Here is a 17,843-nt window from a genome sequence, read left to right on the forward strand (position 1 = left end):
CGAAATTATACTATTACTCAGCCGTCGGCAATCAGTACTGCTTCAGGATCTCAAACGAACTTGTCCTGTAACGGAGGAATAAATGGTTCCGCATCGGTTTCTTCTTCTGGCGGAACCCCGGGATACACTTATTCTTGGTCGCCTTCTGGTGGAACTGCTGCTACAGCAACTGGACTTGCAGCAGGAAGCTACACGGTAACCGTAACGGATGCAAACGGATGTTCAGCAACTCGAAACTATACCCTTGCAGAGCCGTCGGCAATCAATACTGCTTCAGGATCTCAAACGAACTTGTCCTGTAACGGAGGAATAAATGGTACTGCATCGGTTTCTCCTTCTGGTGGAACCCCGGGATACACATATTCTTGGTCGCCTTCTGGAGGAACGGCTGCTGCAGATACCGGACTTGCGGCAGGAAGCAACACCGTAACTGTAACGGACGCAAACGGATGTACAGCAACTCGAAACTTCACAATAACGGAGCCATTAGCAATTACCTCTATTCTCTCTCAGACTAATATAACTTGTAATGCTGCGAGTGATGGTTCAACTTCGGTAACAGCTTCTGGAGGAACTGGAACTTTAACTTATTCTTGGTCACCTTCCGGTGGAACTGCAAATACGGCTACAGGATTAACTGCTGGAACTTACATTTGCACCATCACAGATGCAAATAATTGTACTGCAACAGAAAGTTTTACGATTACTGAACCTAGTCCAATTACAGCCACAACTTTCCAAACCAATATATCTTGTAACGGTGGAAATAATGGTGTAGCTTCTGTAATGGCTTCTGGGGGAACTCCGGGATATACCTATTCTTGGTCACCCTTTGGAGGAACGGCTGATACCGCTACCGGACTAACAGCAGGAAACTATATTGTAACAATTACAGATGCAAATAGTTGCATACTAACCAAATCAATAAATATAACGGTTGCGTCAGATGCAACCGCACCTGTGGCAGATGTAACGAATCTTCCAGATGTAACGACTCCATGTGCCATAACTTCGGGCATGATTACGGCTCCAACGGCAACCGACAACTGTACAGGGACAATTACGGGTACCACATCGGATCCGTTGACCTATTCGACCCAAGGAAATTATACCATTATCTGGACATATGACGACGGAAATGGCAATACTGCCACTCAAACGCAAAATGTAATCGTGCACGACATAACCGCGCCTGTGGCAAATGTAACGAATCTTCCAGATGTAACGGCCTCATGTGCCATAACTTCAGCCATGATTACGGCTCCGACGGCAACCGACAACTGTGCAGGGACAATTACGGGTACCACATCTGATCCGTTGACCTATTCGGCCCAAGGAAATTATACCATTACCTGGACATATGATGATGGAAATGGCAATACTGTAACTCAAACGCAAAATGTAATCGTGCAAGATGCAACCGCACCTGTGGCCGATATAACAAATCTTCCAGATGTAACGACTCCATGTGCCGTAACTTCGGGCATGATTACAGCCCCAACGGCAACCGACAACTGTGCAGGAACAATTATGGGTACCACATCGGATCCGTTGACCTATTCAGCCCAAGGAAATTATACCATTACCTGGACATATGACGACGGAAATGGCAATAGCTCCACCCAAACGCAAAATGTATTCGTGCAAGACATAACCGCGCCTGTGGCAGATGTAACGAATCTTCCAGATGTAACGGCATCATGTGCCGTAACTTCGGGCATGATTACGGCCCCAACGGCAACCGACAACTGTGCAGGAGCAATTACGGGTACGACATCGGATCCGTTGACCTATTTGGCACAAGGAAATTATACCATTACCTGGACATATAATGACGGAAATGGCAATAGCTCCACCCAAACGCAAAATGTATTCGTGCAAGACATAACCGCGCCTGTGGCAGATGTAACGAATCTTCCAGATGTAACGGCATCATGTGCCGTAACTTCAGGCATTATTTCGGCCCCAACGGCAACTGACAACTGTGCAGGGACAATTACCGGTACCACATCGGATCCGTTGACCTATTCAGCCCATGGAAATTATAGCATTACCTGGACATATGATGATGGAAATGGCAATACTGCTACCCAAACGCAAAATGTAATCGTAATTTCTTCTCCTATTGAAACGGTGACTTTTAGTGATGCTGAATACACTTTTGATGGAAATCTTCATGCACTGCAAGTTGAAAACCTTCCTACAGGAGCTCAAGTAACTTATGCTATAACACCAGCAGCAGCAACGCTAAACGGTGCTATTAATGCCGGCAGTTATACAGTAACCGCATCAGTATTACCATCAGTAAGTACACCAAATTGCCCTTCAATTGTTTTAACAGCAAAACTTGATATTAAAAAAGCTTCTCAGCAAATTACTTTTGACGCTTTGCCTGTAAAAACCCTTGGAACTAATAATAATTTCAATTTAGATGCAACTGCAAGTTCCGGTTTACCAGCAAGTTACTCATTTGCATACACTTCTACTCTCCCAGCTGCAAATGTTTCTACAAGTGGTTTAGTTACTATGTATAGAGCAGGACAACTTGTAATCACTGCCTATCAAGATGGCAATGACAATTATTTAGCTGCAGAAAATATTTCACAAATTCTGACAATTAAAAACAATAGTGTTACTGTTAATCAAATTACTATTGGTAATACAACTTATGAAAACCCTCCGAAGCAAATAAATTATTTGATGGAATGTGGTGAAAATAATCTTAATCTTTCTGTTTTGAATGAAACCAATGCTACAATTAATCCTTCACCTAATTTTATTATTGATTCGCCTAAACCAGGAATTTATACGCAAAATATTATCATTATTTCAGAAGATGGAACTACTACGGATAATTACACTATAGTAGTAGAAAAACCTTTTAATTTCTTTGACATAGTTCATCAGAAATTTAATAATGTGCTTCTTGTAAATAACAATCCTCAAACCAATGGTGGTTACGAGTTTATTGCTTACGAATGGTTTAAAAACGGTCAATCAATAGGAACCGGACAATACTATTCTGCTGGAAATAACATAAGTGACGTATTAGACCCTTCGGCTATTTACATGGTAAAATTGACTCTAAAGAATGGAAAAATATTGCAAACTTGTTCTACCCAAATTGAGCTACAAAACTCACTTCAGGCTAGGCTTTATCCAAATCCAACCGAGGCAGGAAAGGTAATTACAGTTGACGTCGATTTTCCTGCAAACGAACTGGAAAAAATGCAAATAAATCTTTATTCTGTTTCTGGTAAATTAGTAAAAACAATACAGTCATCTACATCTAAAACAGAGATAAAATTACCTGAAACAGCAGACGGCAATATGTATATTGTGGTTATTGAAACACCAAATATCAAAAAATCACTAAAAGTAATTGTAAAATAAATAAATTCTGCCAGTACTATTTTAGAATAGTACTGGCATAAAATAATTTTAAGATGAAAAAATATATAACAAACTACATACGCTCAATATTAATGATCATGGCATTTCTAGGAATTTGCTTAACTAGTTACAGTCAGGAAAAAAAGCACGAATTTTCAGTTGCTGTCGGTGGTCCAGCTTCCTATATGGATTATAAAACATCGGGAGATTTGGTACACGGAAATGGCTTTAGTGCTGGGCTCCGCTATTCGTATTATCTAAACGAAGGTTTTAGCGTTGGTGTAGGCCTAGAATACCAAACATACAGTTCTACAGCAAAATATCAGTTTTTGGCGGGACAATATATGACCACGGATTCTGAAAATGAATCGTTCCAATTTAGATATAAAGCAACAAATTTGAGAGAAGAACAAAAATTAGGATATGTTAATATCCCTATTGGCATTCAATTTGAAACTCCAGGAACTTCAAAATTATATCTTGCAGCGGGCGCCAAAATAGGATTTGCAACAAACGGAACTTATGAAACAAGTATGCAAAATCTAACTACGAGCGGTTATTATCCGCAATATAATATTGAATTATTTGGACCGACTTTTGCAGGATTTGCAAGTACAGATAACGTAAAAATAAATAAACAGGATTTTAATACCGAAGTATCTTATTCATTCACTTTTGAAACTGGTTTTAAACAACACATAGGAGAAAAAAGTTCTATCTATATTGGTGCTTATCTGGACTACGGATTAAATAATATTTATGATAAAAATGAAAATAAAAACCTAGTTCAATACAACGCTGAAATACCTGTCGAGTTAAAGTACAACAGCGTATTTGATTCACCATACGCTGAGGATATGAAATTGATTTCTTATGGACTTAAATTGAGGTTTGCAATGCGCTAATCTAAAATATCAATCATAAGTGATTTATGATTGCTCATAAAACTCACAAAAAACCTAAACGTTTTAAAATGCTTAGGTTTTTTTTATTATAGAACTACACTTCTCGCCTAGCCCCGATGGAAATGGCATCCTTTTTATAAGGTTATTTTTCTTAACCTTATAAAAAGATATAATGGACAGCGGGACTATTGTTGTTGATTACGAAATGTTCCGCTTCTAAAAAACACCAATCGTTTTATATCTTTTTTGCTATAAAAAAAGCCCTAAACACTTTAACATGTTTAGGACTTAATCACAATTATAACAACCACGTTATTTCCATCCACCACCTAAATCCCTGTAAACAAGGACTGAGGCGTTGAGCTGTTCTTTTTTAGTATCTATCAATTCAAGTTTGGATTCCAAAGCATCACGCTGAGTCATCAAAACTTCAAAATAATCAGCTTTGGCAGACTTGAATAAATCGCCGGCCACATCAATCGAACGGTTCATTGCAACTACTTGCTGTGATTTTAGATCATAGCTTTTTTCTAAATTATTGATTTTGGAAAGCTGGGTTGATACTTCCAAATACGCATTTAGAATGGTTCGCTCGTAGTTGTACAAAGCTTGTAGTTGTCGAGCATTGGCACTGCTATACTCCGCTTTGATGGCATTTCTGTTAATCAAAGGAGCAGCCAAATCTCCGGCTAATGAATACAGTAACGATTCTGGAAGCGTAAACAAATAGGACGGATTAAAGGCATTCACCCCTATTGCTGCGGTAATGTCAAGCGAAGGATAAAACTCGGCTCGGGCCACTTTTACATCCAGCTTTGCGGCTTCCAATTCCAATTCGGCTTGTTTGATATCAGGGCGATTGGCCAACAATTGAGACGGAATCCCAGAATTGATTACAGAAGGCATCAAATTCATGAAATTACTTTTGTCCCTCTTAATTTCCTGAGGATACTGTCCAAGCAAGAAATTGATTTTATTCTCCGTTTCTTTTATATTTTGAAGAATATCAAACTCCATACTTTTTGAAGCCAAGACCTCAGCCTGGAATTTTTGAACAGCCAATTCGGTTGTTCTGGCAGCTTCTTTCTGAATTTTAACAACCTCTAAAGCGTTTGATTGCAATTCAATAGTCTTTCTTACAATCTCCAATTGACTGTCTAGAGCCAATAATTCATAATAAGAATCAGCTACCTCAGAAATAAGGTTTGTAATTACGAAGTTTTTCCCCTCCACAGTCGATAAATATCGACTCACTGCTGCTTTCTTTGAATTGCGCAGTTTTTTCCAGATATCAACCTCCCAATGTGCATAGGCAGCTATTTTCAAATCACCCAACGGGTCTGGCATTTCCTTGCCAGGTTTTATTTCTGTGGAAGCATCACCTGCTCCTTGACTGGTATATCTTCCCACTTTTTCAATCCCTGCTCCTGCTCCAATGCCAACTGATGGCAAAAGAGCACCTTTCCTCACACGAATATCGTTCTTGGCTATTTCTACTTCCTGCAAAGTGATCTGTAACTCCTGATTGTTTTTCAAGGCTGTGTCAATCAAATTCACCAGATTTGGATCCTTAAAGTAGGTACGCCAAGGAATAGTTGATGTATTGGTTGTATCGGTACTCTTATCGAAAGATTCTGGAACAGCTTTAGTTTCCGCCAATGGCGCTAAAGCTGGAGTACAGCTTACCGCCGCTAGGCAAATACCTAGCGGGATAATATATTTAAATGACTTATTATATCGCATGATTATCATCAAATTCTTCGGTTAATGGATTTTCTTTTTGATTTTTAACATAGGTGAATCTTTCAGCTATTTTACCGAAAATATAATACAATCCTGGGATTATAAATACTCCGCATATTGTTCCTATCAGCATTCCTCCTGCAGCTGCAGTACCGATAGTTCTGTTTCCAATTTTACCTGGTCCTGTAGCAAACGCCAATGGAAGCAAACCGGCAATGAAAGCAAATGAAGTCATTAAAATAGGACGGAACCTGGCTTTTGAGCCTTCCAAAGCTGCTTCAAATACCGATTTTCCTGCTGCGTGACGCTGAATGGCAAATTCCACAATCAAAACAGCATTTTTACCCAGTAAACCAATAAGCATTACCATGGCAACCTGAGCATAGATATTGTTTTCCAAACCTGTAAATTTCAGTAAAAGGAAAGCACCAAATATACCTGCAGGCAATGATAAAATTACTGACAAAGGCAATATAAAACTTTCATATTGAGCAGCTAAGACCAAATAAACGAAGCCTAAACAGATAAGAAAAACCCAAATAGCCTGATTTCCTTGTGCTACCTCATCAGCAGAAATACCTGCCCAGTCAATATCATATCCTCTAGGCAATTTTTCGGCTGCAACCTCTTGAATGACTTTAATGGCAGTTCCACTACTATATCCTGGAGCTGCAGCACCACTAATCTCGGTAGAAGTGTACATGTTATGTCTGGTAATTTCCGAAAGTCCATACACCTTTTCTAATTTCATAAAAGCTGAAAAAGGTACCATTTCATCACGGCTATTTTTTACATAAAGCTTTAAAATATCATCTGGCTGAGCACGATATTCAGGAGATGCCTGAACAATAACTTTATAATTAATTCCGTATTTAATAAAACTGATTTCGTAATTACTTCCCACTAACGTAGACAACGTATTCATGGCATTCTCAATGGATACCCCTTTTTGTTGTGCCAAGTCATTATCTACTTTCATCATATATTGAGGAAAACTGGCACTATAGAAACTGAATACATTAGATAATTCCTGACGTTTGTTCAATTCTTTTACAAAGTCATTATTGATCTTTTCCATCTTTTTGTAATCGCCTGAACCCGTTTTATCCAATAAACGAAGCTCAAATCCTCCTGCAGCTCCATATCCTGGCACCGCTGGCGGTTGGAAAAATTCGATATTAGCACCCGGAATATCTTTGGATTTCTCTTCCAATTCTGTCATAATCTCCTGAACAGATTGCTTTCTGTCTTTCCAATCCTTAAGATTTATCAAACAAGTTCCTGAATTAGATCCAGTTCCTTCAGTCAAAATTTCATAACCCGCCAATGAAGAAACGGATTGTACTCCTTCAACTTTTTCGGCAATTTTTTGCAATTTCACCGAAATATCGTTTGTTCTTTCTAATGATGACCCTGGAGGCGTTTGAATAATAGCATAAAACATTCCTTGATCCTCATTTGGAATAAATCCTGAAGGAACAGTACTGCTGACAAACCATGTTCCCGCACAAAACCCTAAAAGCACTATAATAGTAACTGCTCTTCTGTTTACTATTTTTTCAAGTACATTTTGATATTTAGTTTGTGTAAGGTTAAACAAGTTATTAAAACCATCTACAAATCTATTCACAGGTGTTTTCTTTTTAGGCACCCCATGATTATTTGTCAACATCATCGCACAAAGTGCAGGCGTTAATGTCAATGCCACGACACCCGAAAGAACAATCGCTGTTACCATTGTAATAGAAAATTGTCTATAAAACATCCCAACTGGACCAGACATAAATGTAACAGGGATAAATACTGCTACCATCAAAAAGGTAATCGCAATAATAGCACCTGAAATCTCATGCATCGCTTTTTTAGTCGCCTTTAAAGCCGAAAGATGTTCTTCTTCCATCTTGGCGTGAACGGCTTCAATAACCACAATAGCATCATCGACGACGATTCCAATAGCCAAAACCAATGCAAACAAAGTGATTAAGTTTAGCGAAATATCAAAAAACTGCATGAATGCAAAAGTTCCAATTAACGAAACCGGCACAGCAATAGCAGGGATAACCGTAGAACGCCAATCGCCCAAGAAAAGGAACACAACCAATCCTACCAAAATAAAAGCTTCAATCAGAGTATGAATTACTTTTTCGATGGAAGCATCCAAAAATTTAGAAACATCATACGAAATTTCATAATCCATTCCTTTTGGGAATTTTTTCTTGATGGTTTCTAATTTTGCCTTTAAGTCTTCAATAACCTGATTTGCATTACTTCCAAAAGATTGTTTTAGTACAATTGCTGCAGATGGTCTACCATTTAAGTTCGAATAAATATCATACATCGAACTACCAAACTCTATATTGGCAACATCCTTCAAACGCAAAATTTCACCGTTTGGATTTGATTTCAATATAATATTAGCATACTGTTCTTTGGTCGTAAACCTTCCTGAATATTTCAATACATATTCAAATGCTTGAGAACGTTTTCCAGAAGCTTCGCCGGTTTTTCCTGGTGAAGCTTCCAAACTTTGACTTGATAATGCTTCCATTACCTCATCGGCAGAAATTTTATAAGCCAACATACGATCTGGTTTCAACCAAATACGCATCGCATATTCACGAGTTCCTAAAATATCCCCAGATCCAATACCGTTTACCCTTTTTAATTCTGATAAAACATTGATATCGGCATAATTGTATAAAAACTTTTGGTCAGTATTTTTATCTGTACTAAAAAGGTTAACATACATCAACATACTTGGAACCTCACGGGTAATTTTCACACCCTCTCTTACTACTAATGGTGGTAGTTTATTGGTAACCGAAGCCACACGGTTTTGGACGTTAATTGCAGCTTGATTAGGATCGGTACCTAAGTTGAATACAACTTGGATACTCGCTTCACCATCATTTCCTGCATCGGAGGTCATATATTTCATTCCTGGAACTCCATTTAAAGCTCTTTCCAAAGGAATAACAACCGATTTAATCATCAATTCCCCATTAGCACCAGGATAATCTGCAGTAATATTCACCATTGGCGGTGATATGGATGGAAATTGGGTGATAGGCAAATTCATCACCGACAACACCCCTAAAAAGACAATTATAAGCGATATTACTATCGACATAACAGGTCTTTGGATAAATTTATCAAACATTTGTTTCTATTTTTTTATGATTAAACCAAATTGGAAACTATCTCTATTCTGCTTTTAATCGCAAATGAGTAATAACTTTTTGAGGTGCTTGGTATGTGTAGTGAATTTTATCATTGTCTTTAACCTTCTGAACACCTTCCAGTAAGATTTTGTCGTTTACAGTTATTCCTCCGTCTATCATATACAAATCTGGAATTTCCCCTTTGATTGTAATTTCTTTCGAAGTCACAACATCATCTTTACCCACAACAAAAACATATTTTTTGTCCTGAATTTCATAGGTAGCTTTCTGTGGAATCACAATTACATTAGGAAGAGGGACTTCCATCATTACTTTTCCAGTTTCTCCATGTTTCAACAATTTTCCTAAATTAGGAAATCGCGCTCTAAAAGCAATATTTCCGGTTTCATTATCAAATTCACTTTCGATAACTTCAACATTCCCCTTGTCTTTAAATGTGCTACCATTAGCCAATAGTAACCCCACCCTGTTTTGGGCTCTGCCTTTAACATTGGTTTGATAATCTAAATACTCAGGTTCAGAAACATTAAAATAAGCAAACATCTGACTGTTATCGGAAAGACTGGTAAGTAACTCCCCTTCATCAATAAGACTTCCTAGTTTTTTTGGTATTCTGTCGATAGTTCCATCAAACGGAGCTCTGATTTCGGTAAATGACAAATGTACTTTTGCAAGAGCAACTTCGGCTTTTGCCTGATCTAATTTAGCTTGAGCTACTGCCTGTTCGTTTTTTGAAACTATATTTTTGTCTGCTAATGTTTTAGCATTTTTAAGCTCAATTTCAGCGGCTTTTTCTTCAGCTTGTGCTCCCAATAATTCAGCTTCATATACTTTTGGCATAATTCGGAACAATACCTGGCCTGCTTTTACAAACTGACCTTCATCAACATAAATATTTTGCAGAAATCCTTTTTCTTGAGCACGAATCTCAATATTGCGGAAAGACTTTATTTGTGCAACATACTGCTTCGTAAACGAAGTGTCAATCTTTACAGGATTAGTAACTGCAAAAGTTTCGACTTCTTCTTTTTCTTCTTTTTTAGTTGTACAGCTAGCAAGGGACAACAGGGTAATTAAACCCGTGAACACGATAATTCTCTTCATGATAAAAAATGGTAGTTAAGCAATTAAATAGATGGAATTCTGAAATTCCTTAAAACATAAAAGACCATCAGTTACCAGTGTGAGACCAGAACCATCATAAAAGATGAAGAAAATTTAATATACATCCAAGAGATATACAAGATCACACTTTTGGTAACCGATGTATAGTATGGATCAAATTCTTAAAACTCCTATTCTTAGGTAAATAGGATTGGAATGTGCGCAATTGGGCGCGAAATTTTCAAACTGTTTAGAGTAATCCTTGAAAATGAACTCATTGGAGAATGTCAAATACCAACCGTCTAACAAACTATGTTTTACGGTTAAAACTTTATTGGCACTATCCTTATTAAGATCATCACTACTGTGAAATTCCTCGTCTAAGTCCACGTCAGCATCTTCAATTAAGACACTACCAGGTTCTGCAGTTCTAAGTTTTACTTGTTGTTTTTTTACAAAATCCCAAGAAGGAGAATCACAAATACCATTAGGATGTGTATTGGCATGGAGATGTTGTCCACCACCCAGCAGAAAAATACACAGACATATGAAATTTACAATTACTCTCATTTGGCTGCGAAAATAATAAAAGATTGAAATAAAAAAACATTTTTTTAGCAGACAAAAGTGATAAAAGTCAACGAAAACGTTTTCTTTCTTTGATAATCAGGAATACTTTATGCTACGTTAACAATAATTTCTTATTAAATTAATCGTAAAAAAGCTACAAAAATAAATTACAAACACTTTATTTTAAAAAATCAGATATAATAATTTGACACCGGACAAAACAGAATAACTTTCCGCCCTCTTAAAAAGTGAATATCAATTTTAATAAAATTCTTTTTGAGAAAGTCAATTATAGAACTAAGTTCCTCACTTAGCCCCGATGGAAATGGCATCCTTTTTATAAGGTAATTTTTCTTTACCTTATAAAAAGATATAATGGACAGCGGGACTACTGTTGTTGATTACGGAATGTTTTGCTCCTAAAATTCCTATATTTTTTATTTCATATCTGCAAAAAAAGGTTACTTTCACATTCTATTGAATTAAAGTAAAGCAATCTATGATTTCAAACAAAAAAGCAGCACTGCGATTTATTTTCATTACGTTATTACTGGATGTTATCGGTCTAAGCATAGTTGGCCCTGTATTACCAAGATTAATTGAGCAGCTTATTGGAGGAAATATCAGTCAGGCTTCACAATGGGGAGGTTTATTGCTTTTTGCTTATGCCTTTATGCAATTTATTTGCGCTCCAATAATTGGTAATTTGAGTGATAAATATGGACGAAGACCTGTTTTGTTATTGTCATTATTTGGTTTTGGAATTGATTATATTTTTCTTTGGTTGGCACCAACAATATGGTGGTTATTTCTGGGACGGATTATTGCAGGAATGTTTGGAGCAAGTTTTACAACTGCTACTGCTTATATTGCCGATATAAGTACAGATGAAAATAGAGCAAAACATTTTGGGATGATAGGAGCTGCTTTTGGATTAGGATATATAATAGGTCCGGTACTTGGTGGTGTATTGAGTGAATTCGGAGCCAGAGTTCCGTTTATTGCAGCTGCAATTTTGACATTCATGAATGTGATATATGGTTATTTTGTTTTACCAGAATCTTTATCGGTAGAAAACAGACGCCCATTTCAATGGAAAAGAGCCAATCCAATAAGCTCTTTGCTACAATTAAAAAAACACAAAAGTATTTCGGGTGGATTAATTATTACTTTTATATTACTTTATACCGCCGATCATGCAGTAATGAGTACTTGGACATTTTTTAATATTGAAAAGTTTGGTTGGAGCAATGCTCTTATCGGTCTATCATTAACAGTGGCCGGTATAATGGTTGTCATCGTTCAAGGAGGTTTGATTCGGATCATTAATCCTAAAATAGGAAATGAAAAATGTATTCTTGTTGGACTAGTTCTATATACATTAGCACTTATATTGTTTGCTTTCGCATCTCAAAGCTGGATGATGTTTGTATTTTTAATTCCTTACTGTTTGGGAGGCATTACAGGTCCATCACTACGATCAATTATCTCTAAAAATGTTCCACAAAATGAACAAGGGGAATTACAGGGGTCTTTAACAAGCTTAATGAGTATAACTTCTATAATTGGACCACTATTAATGACTAATGTATTTACTTGGTTTACCCGTCCTGCAGCTCCAATTCAATTTGCTGGAGCACCTTTTTTAGTCGGTTCCTTACTTATGCTTATATGTGTATTTATTACTGCAAATAGTATGAAAAAATCTTTTCTATTAGAGAAAATCAAATGATTAAGATTTAACAAAAAAAGCATTTTATAATAAAGCTATCCGTTTAAGAAATAGAAATTCGTTTCTTTGCCGAAATTAAAATTCTTTAATGCCAGAATATTTCCTAGATATCGAATACAACAACCATACCTATGGCGTGGATGAAGTCAGTTTTAAGGAATTTGAATGTTGTACGTTTAATAACTGTAACTTTTCGGCCTGTAACTTTATGGATGTTACTTTCATTGATTGTGTTTTTAATGATTGTATTTTTAGCGAAGGTAAAATTAATCATGTGGCGTTGAGAACCGTAACATTCAATCGATGTGAAATCAAGGAAGTCAATTTTGCAATGTGCAGTAAACTCATTTTTGAGGTTCGATTTAACAATTGCATTTTGGATTTTTCTAAATTTTATACCCTAAAATTAAAAGGAACTCCGTTTATCAATTGTAGTTTGATTGCAGTTGATTTTATGGCAGCCGATTTAACCGAAGCGCTATTTGAAAATTGCGATTTATACCGTGCCGAATTTGCCAAAGCCATTGCTAACAAATCCAATTTCAGAACCAGTTACAATTATACTATTGATCCCAAAACTACCAAACTGAAGAAAGCATTTTTTTCATTGGACGGACTAAAAGGTTTGCTATATAAACATGATATCATCGTGAAATAATTCTAAAAAAAAGAAAAAGCACTCCCATCAGCTAAAAGAACTGAATCAAAATAAGGAATTTACTTCAAAACTTTTAACTGATAAACTCAAGATGGTTTCCTTCGGTATGCAAAATGTGTTTGGCTTTTTCAATCTCTTCTTTGGCTCCCTTTACGATTACCATAAATTTCCCTTCTCTGAGATGTTCCTCGCATTTAACCACTTCTTCTTCTTTTATTCCTGTAAAGGTCAAAAGTGAAATAAAACCACCGGCAACCAAACCCAAATCAAGTCCTGCAATAATCCCTACAAGCGCACCTGCTCCATACAAAAAACCAAAACCCGGAATCATAAAAACACCGATACCTGAGAGTAATCCTATCAGTGTACCAGCTCCCATACCGACTAGTGCGGGCGCTTTTTTTATCGTATCCAGTGATTTTATATGAATATGATCTTCAATCACTTCTGCCTTGCCCAACAGTGAAACATTATCCATGGGAAAATCTTTCTGGTGCAACATTTTGATAGCATTAACCGCTTTTTCATGGGTGTCATAAATCGCAATTTGTGATTTCATAATATTAAATTTTTAAGTTAAAAACAACAATTCAACATCATACTATTCCTAGTAAAGTTACAAATTTAAGTTATTAACAAACAGCGATTTAACTTTAAAATTGATAAAAAAAATACAACTTACAAAACAAAAAGGACATCTTCGTAAATACTTAGTGATTCGATGATTATTTTGATACATTTACGTCCTTATACTACTACTGCATAATTGAACAATTTGAATCAAGAGTAAATAAATTATGGTCAACAAAACCTACACTATACGAAATGCAAATCCCCCCGAATTTGAAACCATTGGCAAATTGTTGATTCAAGTTTATTCCCAATTGGAAGGATTCCCAAAAGAATCCGAACAACCCAATTATTATAAAATGCTTGCCAACATTGGGGAACTGGCTACCAAGGCAGAAACCCAACTCTTGATTGCTGTTTGTGGAGACAAAATTGCAGGAGCAGTCGTTTATTTTAGCGATTTGCAGTATTACGGTTCTGGAGGAACCGTAACAAAGGAAAAAAATGCTTCAGGGTTTCGATTATTGGCGGTAGATGCTTCAACAAGAGGTCTGGGAATCGGAAAACTTTTAGTAATGTATTGCATTGAGAAAGCAAAAGATAAAAAACACCATCAAGTGATTATCCATTCTACAAAAGCAATGCAAACTGCCTAGAAAATGTATGAAAATCTAGGTTTCAAAAGATCCGAAGATTTGGATTTTATGCAAGGTGAACTTCCTGTTTTTGGTTTTAGGTTAATGCTTTAAGATCGGTTCCCCAAAAAAAATCAAGAAATAATCCTGCCGTCTTCCATAGTGATAATTCTATTGGTTTTATTGGCAAAATCGGTATCGTGAGTAACAATGAGTAAAGTTTGTTTTTTTTCTACTGTCAGTTCTCTAAAAATATCAAAAACCAGATCACTGTTTTTTTTATCTAAATTCCCCGTTGGTTCATCTCCCATTATTATCAATGGATCGTTAATTAACGCTCGGGCAATTGCTACTCTTTGCTTTTCTCCACCACTCAATTGATTCGGCATTTTTAGTGCATGATCTTCCATCCCTAAAATTTTTAAATGTTCCAATGCACGATGCTCTAATTCCTGTTCTGAAAATTTGGCCAATTTCATACCAGGTAACATCACATTTTTTAAAACATTGTATTCAATCAGCAAATAGTGAAACTGAAATACAAAGCCAATATTCTCATTCCTAATTTGTGCTAATACTTTATCCGATTTTCCCGTAACAAGTTCATTATGAATTAAAATTTGACCTTCATAATCGGTATCCATAGTAGATAGCAAATACAGCAAGGTCGATTTTCCGCAACCCGATTTTCCCACAATCGAAACAAATTCGCCATGATCAATACTCAAATCAATTGAGGTTATCACTTTGAATTTTATTGGATCAAAGAAATACTTCGTTAGCCCTATGGTTTCCAATACTTTATTATTCTCCATAATTATTTTCCTCTAATGATTTCTACCGGATCAACCTTGCTGGCTTTTGAGGCCGGAAAATAACCCGCAATTGTGGTAGTGAATAAGGCAAAAACAATCCCTATTACATAAAAAATTCCATTATAATAAATAGGAAAGGTCGTAATGGTGGGCAAAGAGGTGGTCCTGAAAGGAATCACATCTATAATCGAGGAAAAAACGAATCCAAACAAAAGTCCAAACATTCCTCCCACAAATCCTATAATCAAGGAAAGCGAGATAAAAATCCATTTCACATCATTACCGGAAAAACCAGTAGCTTTTAGAATCGCGATGCTGTCCATTTTTTCATAAATCATCATGTTTAAAATATTATAAATACCAAAACCTGCCACTATCAATAAAACTATCCCTACTGCATAAGATATGATATTCCGAATTTTGCTTCCGGTCTCAAATTGGGCATTGACCGTTTTATAATCAATTACATCCAGATTAAATTTATGCCGAAACTCTTTTGAAAGCTCGGGCGCAATAGTTTTGTCATGCAACTGAATTTGAATATCGGTAATATAGTTGGTCGGTTCTCCCAATATTTTTTGGGCTGTCCCTAATGAAGTATAACTCATCACATCATCGACATCTGAAATCCCCATTTGCGAAATTCCAACTATTTTCAGGGAAGCCAAATTACCATTGGGAGAAGTAATTTTGACAATGTCCCCAACGGTAAGCAACATTTTATTGGCAAGACCTTTTCCTAGAATGATGCTGTTATTTTGCAACAAACTGGTCACATTCCCTTCAATAATGTATTCGCTAATTTTGAATATTTTTTCTTCAGACAGTACATCAATTCCGTTGATAACACCCGAAATTTCAATCGTTCCTGAATTAAAAAAAACTGGGGTTGTAATTTTTGGCGCCACATCAATAATGCGTGGGTCTTTTTTTAAATAAGCAATAATTGCTTTACTGTTGTAAATCGATTTTCCAATATCTTTTGGCTTGATGGATCGAATAAAATTTGCGCTTTTTTTATAGGCTTTCGCCAAAGTTATAGGCTGATGCTCGGATGGTCTTATATCATTGTATAAACGCACATGTGGTGTTCTATTGAGCATCAATCCGTCCAGCAGTTCATTTAGTCCATTCATAAAACTAACCAACGCAATAAACATAGCGATACTGAAAGTCACGCCAATGGCAGCAACTATAGTTTGCTTGAGCCTTGCCTGAAGCAAATGCAACGCTATGTTTAATATGAGTTTGAAGTTCATTATTCGGGTTTATAAATGGATTCACCTGGTTTTAGTCCTTCCAAAATCTCGACTTTCTGATAATCGCTCAAACCTGTTTTCACTTTTCGCTTTTCCTTTTTATTCACGAGAACATACTCATTTTCGATCAAATAATTCTTTGGAATAGTAATAACATTCTTTTTTGTTTTTATGACGATATTAGCTTCAGCGGTCAAGTTTGGATAAAGTTTGGAAGGTGGCTTTACAAAATGGGCTTCAATTTTGAAAGTACGCGACTGCTCTACCATAATCGGGTAAATTTTATCAATTATTGCCTCAAAAACGGCTCCCTTGTAACTGTCCATTGTCACGAAGACTTTTTGTCCAAGAATTACCCGAACCATGTCGTTTTCATCCACCTCCAATTCCAATAAAAAAGAATTTGCTTTGCCAATGGTAGCAAGGGGAATTTGTGGTGTAATGTAAGCCCCTTCCCGAACCAATATATCAAATAATTGTCCCGAGAAAACACTTTTGACAGTAAAATCGCTTTGGTTTTTCTGATTGATTTTTAGCGTATTGCTATTTCTGCTTTCTTCATTTTGCAATTGAGCTTTGAGTTCTGCTAATTGCTTAATTCCTGCTTCATATTCAAGCTTTGAACTTTTATAGGAGAGTTCCAATTTTTCATATTCCACATCCGAAATATATTCTAACTCTTTGACTCTTTTATTCCTTTTTAGGATAGATTCATCCAAAAGCATTTTATTTTTTGCTGATTGAATTTTAATTTCAGTTTCGGCAATTCGATCTTTTACATATTGATTATTTTCCTGACTGAGTTTATAGGCCAATTCAGCATTCTGTGTGTTCAAATTAGCCCTGTCTTCGTCCAATTCAAATAACTTTTGACCAGTGGATATTGTTTGACCAACGGTCACATCAATTTTTCGCAAATTCCCATTTACGGTAGAGTAAACAACATACTGCCCTTCTGCTTTTACCACTCCTGATGCATATACACTTTCGGTTACATCACCTATAGCGGACTTAATCGCACCATCCTCTTTATCGGAACAAGCTGTTATTAGAAAAAAAGTAAAACCATAAACTAGTATTGATCTGAAATTCATCTTTTATTTTTTTGACGCTTATTTACAAACAAAACTGATATAAATATACGACTTAAAAAAATGCAAAAGAATGATGATTATCACATAATTACTCGTTAAATAGTAGCCTGATTAAAAACAAAATAATTATTGGGCAGTTAGCATTTTATCAAATCTGCTTTGCATTTCCTCATAACTCATATC

Annotated in this window: 13 protein-coding genes; 5 read left to right on the plus strand and 8 right to left on the minus strand. The window is 36.2% G+C overall.

What is annotated here, in order from left to right; all coding sequences use genetic code 11:
• Together VFS71_RS08445 and VFS71_RS08450 are read left to right on the plus strand one after the other, a co-directional pair.
• Positions 1-3,393, plus strand: a 3,393-nt coding sequence (locus tag VFS71_RS08445) for a T9SS type A sorting domain-containing protein (RefSeq protein WP_326400540.1), incomplete at its 5' end; no start/stop codon positions are given.
• A 53-nt stretch (positions 3,394-3,446) separates the two neighbouring features.
• Positions 3,447-4,298, plus strand: coding sequence for an outer membrane beta-barrel protein (locus VFS71_RS08450; protein WP_326400542.1), 852 nt, complete (start codon positions 3,447-3,449; stop codon positions 4,296-4,298).
• A 312-nt stretch (positions 4,299-4,610) separates the two neighbouring features.
• Here VFS71_RS08450 and VFS71_RS08455 read toward each other — a convergent pair whose 3' ends face one another.
• The 4 genes from VFS71_RS08455 to VFS71_RS08470 form a co-directional block, all read right to left on the minus strand.
• Positions 4,611-6,050, minus strand: coding sequence for a TolC family protein (locus tag VFS71_RS08455; protein ID WP_414655992.1), 1,440 nt, complete (start codon positions 6,048-6,050; stop codon positions 4,611-4,613).
• A complete protein-coding gene (locus VFS71_RS08460; RefSeq protein WP_326400544.1) occupies positions 6,031-9,201 on the minus strand; it encodes an efflux RND transporter permease subunit in 3,171 nt (1,056 codons plus the stop codon). Before VFS71_RS08460 ends, VFS71_RS08455 begins: the two co-directional genes overlap by 20 nt.
• Before the next feature lie 43 nt (positions 9,202-9,244).
• On the minus strand, positions 9,245-10,327 hold the full coding sequence (locus VFS71_RS08465) for an efflux RND transporter periplasmic adaptor subunit (protein ID WP_326400546.1): 1,083 nt from the start codon (positions 10,325-10,327) through the stop codon (positions 9,245-9,247).
• 174 nt (positions 10,328-10,501) lie between these two features.
• On the minus strand, positions 10,502-10,897 hold the full coding sequence (locus VFS71_RS08470) for a hypothetical protein (protein ID WP_326400548.1): 396 nt from the start codon (positions 10,895-10,897) through the stop codon (positions 10,502-10,504).
• A 499-nt stretch (positions 10,898-11,396) separates the two neighbouring features.
• Here VFS71_RS08470 and VFS71_RS08475 point away from each other — a divergent pair, with 499 nt between their 5' ends.
• Together VFS71_RS08475 and VFS71_RS08480 are read left to right on the plus strand one after the other, a co-directional pair.
• Complete coding sequence (locus tag VFS71_RS08475) at positions 11,397-12,629, plus strand: TCR/Tet family MFS transporter (RefSeq protein ID WP_326400550.1); 1,233 nt, start codon at positions 11,397-11,399, stop codon at positions 12,627-12,629.
• A gap of 88 nt (positions 12,630-12,717) precedes the next feature.
• Complete coding sequence (locus tag VFS71_RS08480; protein ID WP_326400552.1) at positions 12,718-13,287, plus strand: pentapeptide repeat-containing protein; 570 nt, start codon at positions 12,718-12,720, stop codon at positions 13,285-13,287.
• 73 nt (positions 13,288-13,360) lie between these two features.
• On the opposite strand, the gene VFS71_RS08485 is transcribed toward VFS71_RS08480, so the two are convergent.
• A complete protein-coding gene (locus VFS71_RS08485; RefSeq protein WP_326400554.1) occupies positions 13,361-13,846 on the minus strand; it encodes a hypothetical protein in 486 nt (161 codons plus the stop codon).
• Between the two features lie 238 nt (positions 13,847-14,084).
• On the opposite strand from VFS71_RS08485, the gene VFS71_RS08490 reads away from it, so the two are divergent.
• Complete coding sequence (locus VFS71_RS08490) at positions 14,085-14,513, plus strand: GNAT family N-acetyltransferase (RefSeq protein WP_326400556.1); 429 nt, start codon at positions 14,085-14,087, stop codon at positions 14,511-14,513.
• 113 nt (positions 14,514-14,626) lie between these two features.
• Here the strand turns inward: VFS71_RS08490 and VFS71_RS08495 are convergent, their stop codons facing one another.
• From VFS71_RS08495 to VFS71_RS08505, 3 genes are read right to left on the minus strand one after another with little or no spacing between them, the layout of a single operon-like run.
• A complete protein-coding gene (locus tag VFS71_RS08495; RefSeq protein WP_326400558.1) occupies positions 14,627-15,307 on the minus strand; it encodes an ABC transporter ATP-binding protein in 681 nt (226 codons plus the stop codon).
• A 2-nt stretch (positions 15,308-15,309) separates the two neighbouring features.
• Positions 15,310-16,566 carry an ABC transporter permease gene (locus VFS71_RS08500; RefSeq protein ID WP_326400560.1) on the minus strand — a complete coding sequence of 419 codons (1,257 nt, stop codon included), beginning with the start codon at positions 16,564-16,566 and terminating at the stop codon, positions 15,310-15,312.
• A complete protein-coding gene (locus VFS71_RS08505) occupies positions 16,566-17,660 on the minus strand; it encodes an efflux RND transporter periplasmic adaptor subunit (protein ID WP_326400563.1) in 1,095 nt (364 codons plus the stop codon). The genes VFS71_RS08500 and VFS71_RS08505 overlap by 1 nt, the downstream gene beginning before the upstream one ends.
• Positions 17,661-17,843: the final 183 nt, after the last annotated feature.

The organism is Flavobacterium sp. (assembly GCF_035760125.1).
Classification (GTDB): domain Bacteria; phylum Bacteroidota; class Bacteroidia; order Flavobacteriales; family Flavobacteriaceae; genus Flavobacterium.

What these genes read in the sequence shown, in the direction of transcription:
- VFS71_RS08450 (WP_326400542.1), top strand. Translation starts at nt 3,447, where the DNA reads ATGAAAAAATATATAACAAACTACATACGCTCAATATTAATGATCATG.
- VFS71_RS08455 (WP_414655992.1), bottom strand. Translation starts at nt 6,050, where the DNA reads ATGATAATCATGCGATATAATAAGTCATTTAAATATATTATCCCGCTA.
- VFS71_RS08460 (WP_326400544.1), bottom strand. Translation starts at nt 9,201, where the DNA reads ATGTTTGATAAATTTATCCAAAGACCTGTTATGTCGATAGTAATATCG.
- VFS71_RS08465 (WP_326400546.1), bottom strand. Translation starts at nt 10,327, where the DNA reads ATGAAGAGAATTATCGTGTTCACGGGTTTAATTACCCTGTTGTCCCTT.
- VFS71_RS08470 (WP_326400548.1), bottom strand. Translation starts at nt 10,897, where the DNA reads ATGAGAGTAATTGTAAATTTCATATGTCTGTGTATTTTTCTGCTGGGT.
- VFS71_RS08475 (WP_326400550.1), top strand. Translation starts at nt 11,397, where the DNA reads ATGATTTCAAACAAAAAAGCAGCACTGCGATTTATTTTCATTACGTTA.
- VFS71_RS08480 (WP_326400552.1), top strand. Translation starts at nt 12,718, where the DNA reads ATGCCAGAATATTTCCTAGATATCGAATACAACAACCATACCTATGGC.
- VFS71_RS08485 (WP_326400554.1), bottom strand. Translation starts at nt 13,846, where the DNA reads ATGAAATCACAAATTGCGATTTATGACACCCATGAAAAAGCGGTTAAT.
- VFS71_RS08490 (WP_326400556.1), top strand. Translation starts at nt 14,085, where the DNA reads ATGGTCAACAAAACCTACACTATACGAAATGCAAATCCCCCCGAATTT.
- VFS71_RS08495 (WP_326400558.1), bottom strand. Translation starts at nt 15,307, where the DNA reads ATGGAGAATAATAAAGTATTGGAAACCATAGGGCTAACGAAGTATTTC.
- VFS71_RS08500 (WP_326400560.1), bottom strand. Translation starts at nt 16,566, where the DNA reads ATGAACTTCAAACTCATATTAAACATAGCGTTGCATTTGCTTCAGGCA.
- VFS71_RS08505 (WP_326400563.1), bottom strand. Translation starts at nt 17,660, where the DNA reads ATGAATTTCAGATCAATACTAGTTTATGGTTTTACTTTTTTTCTAATA.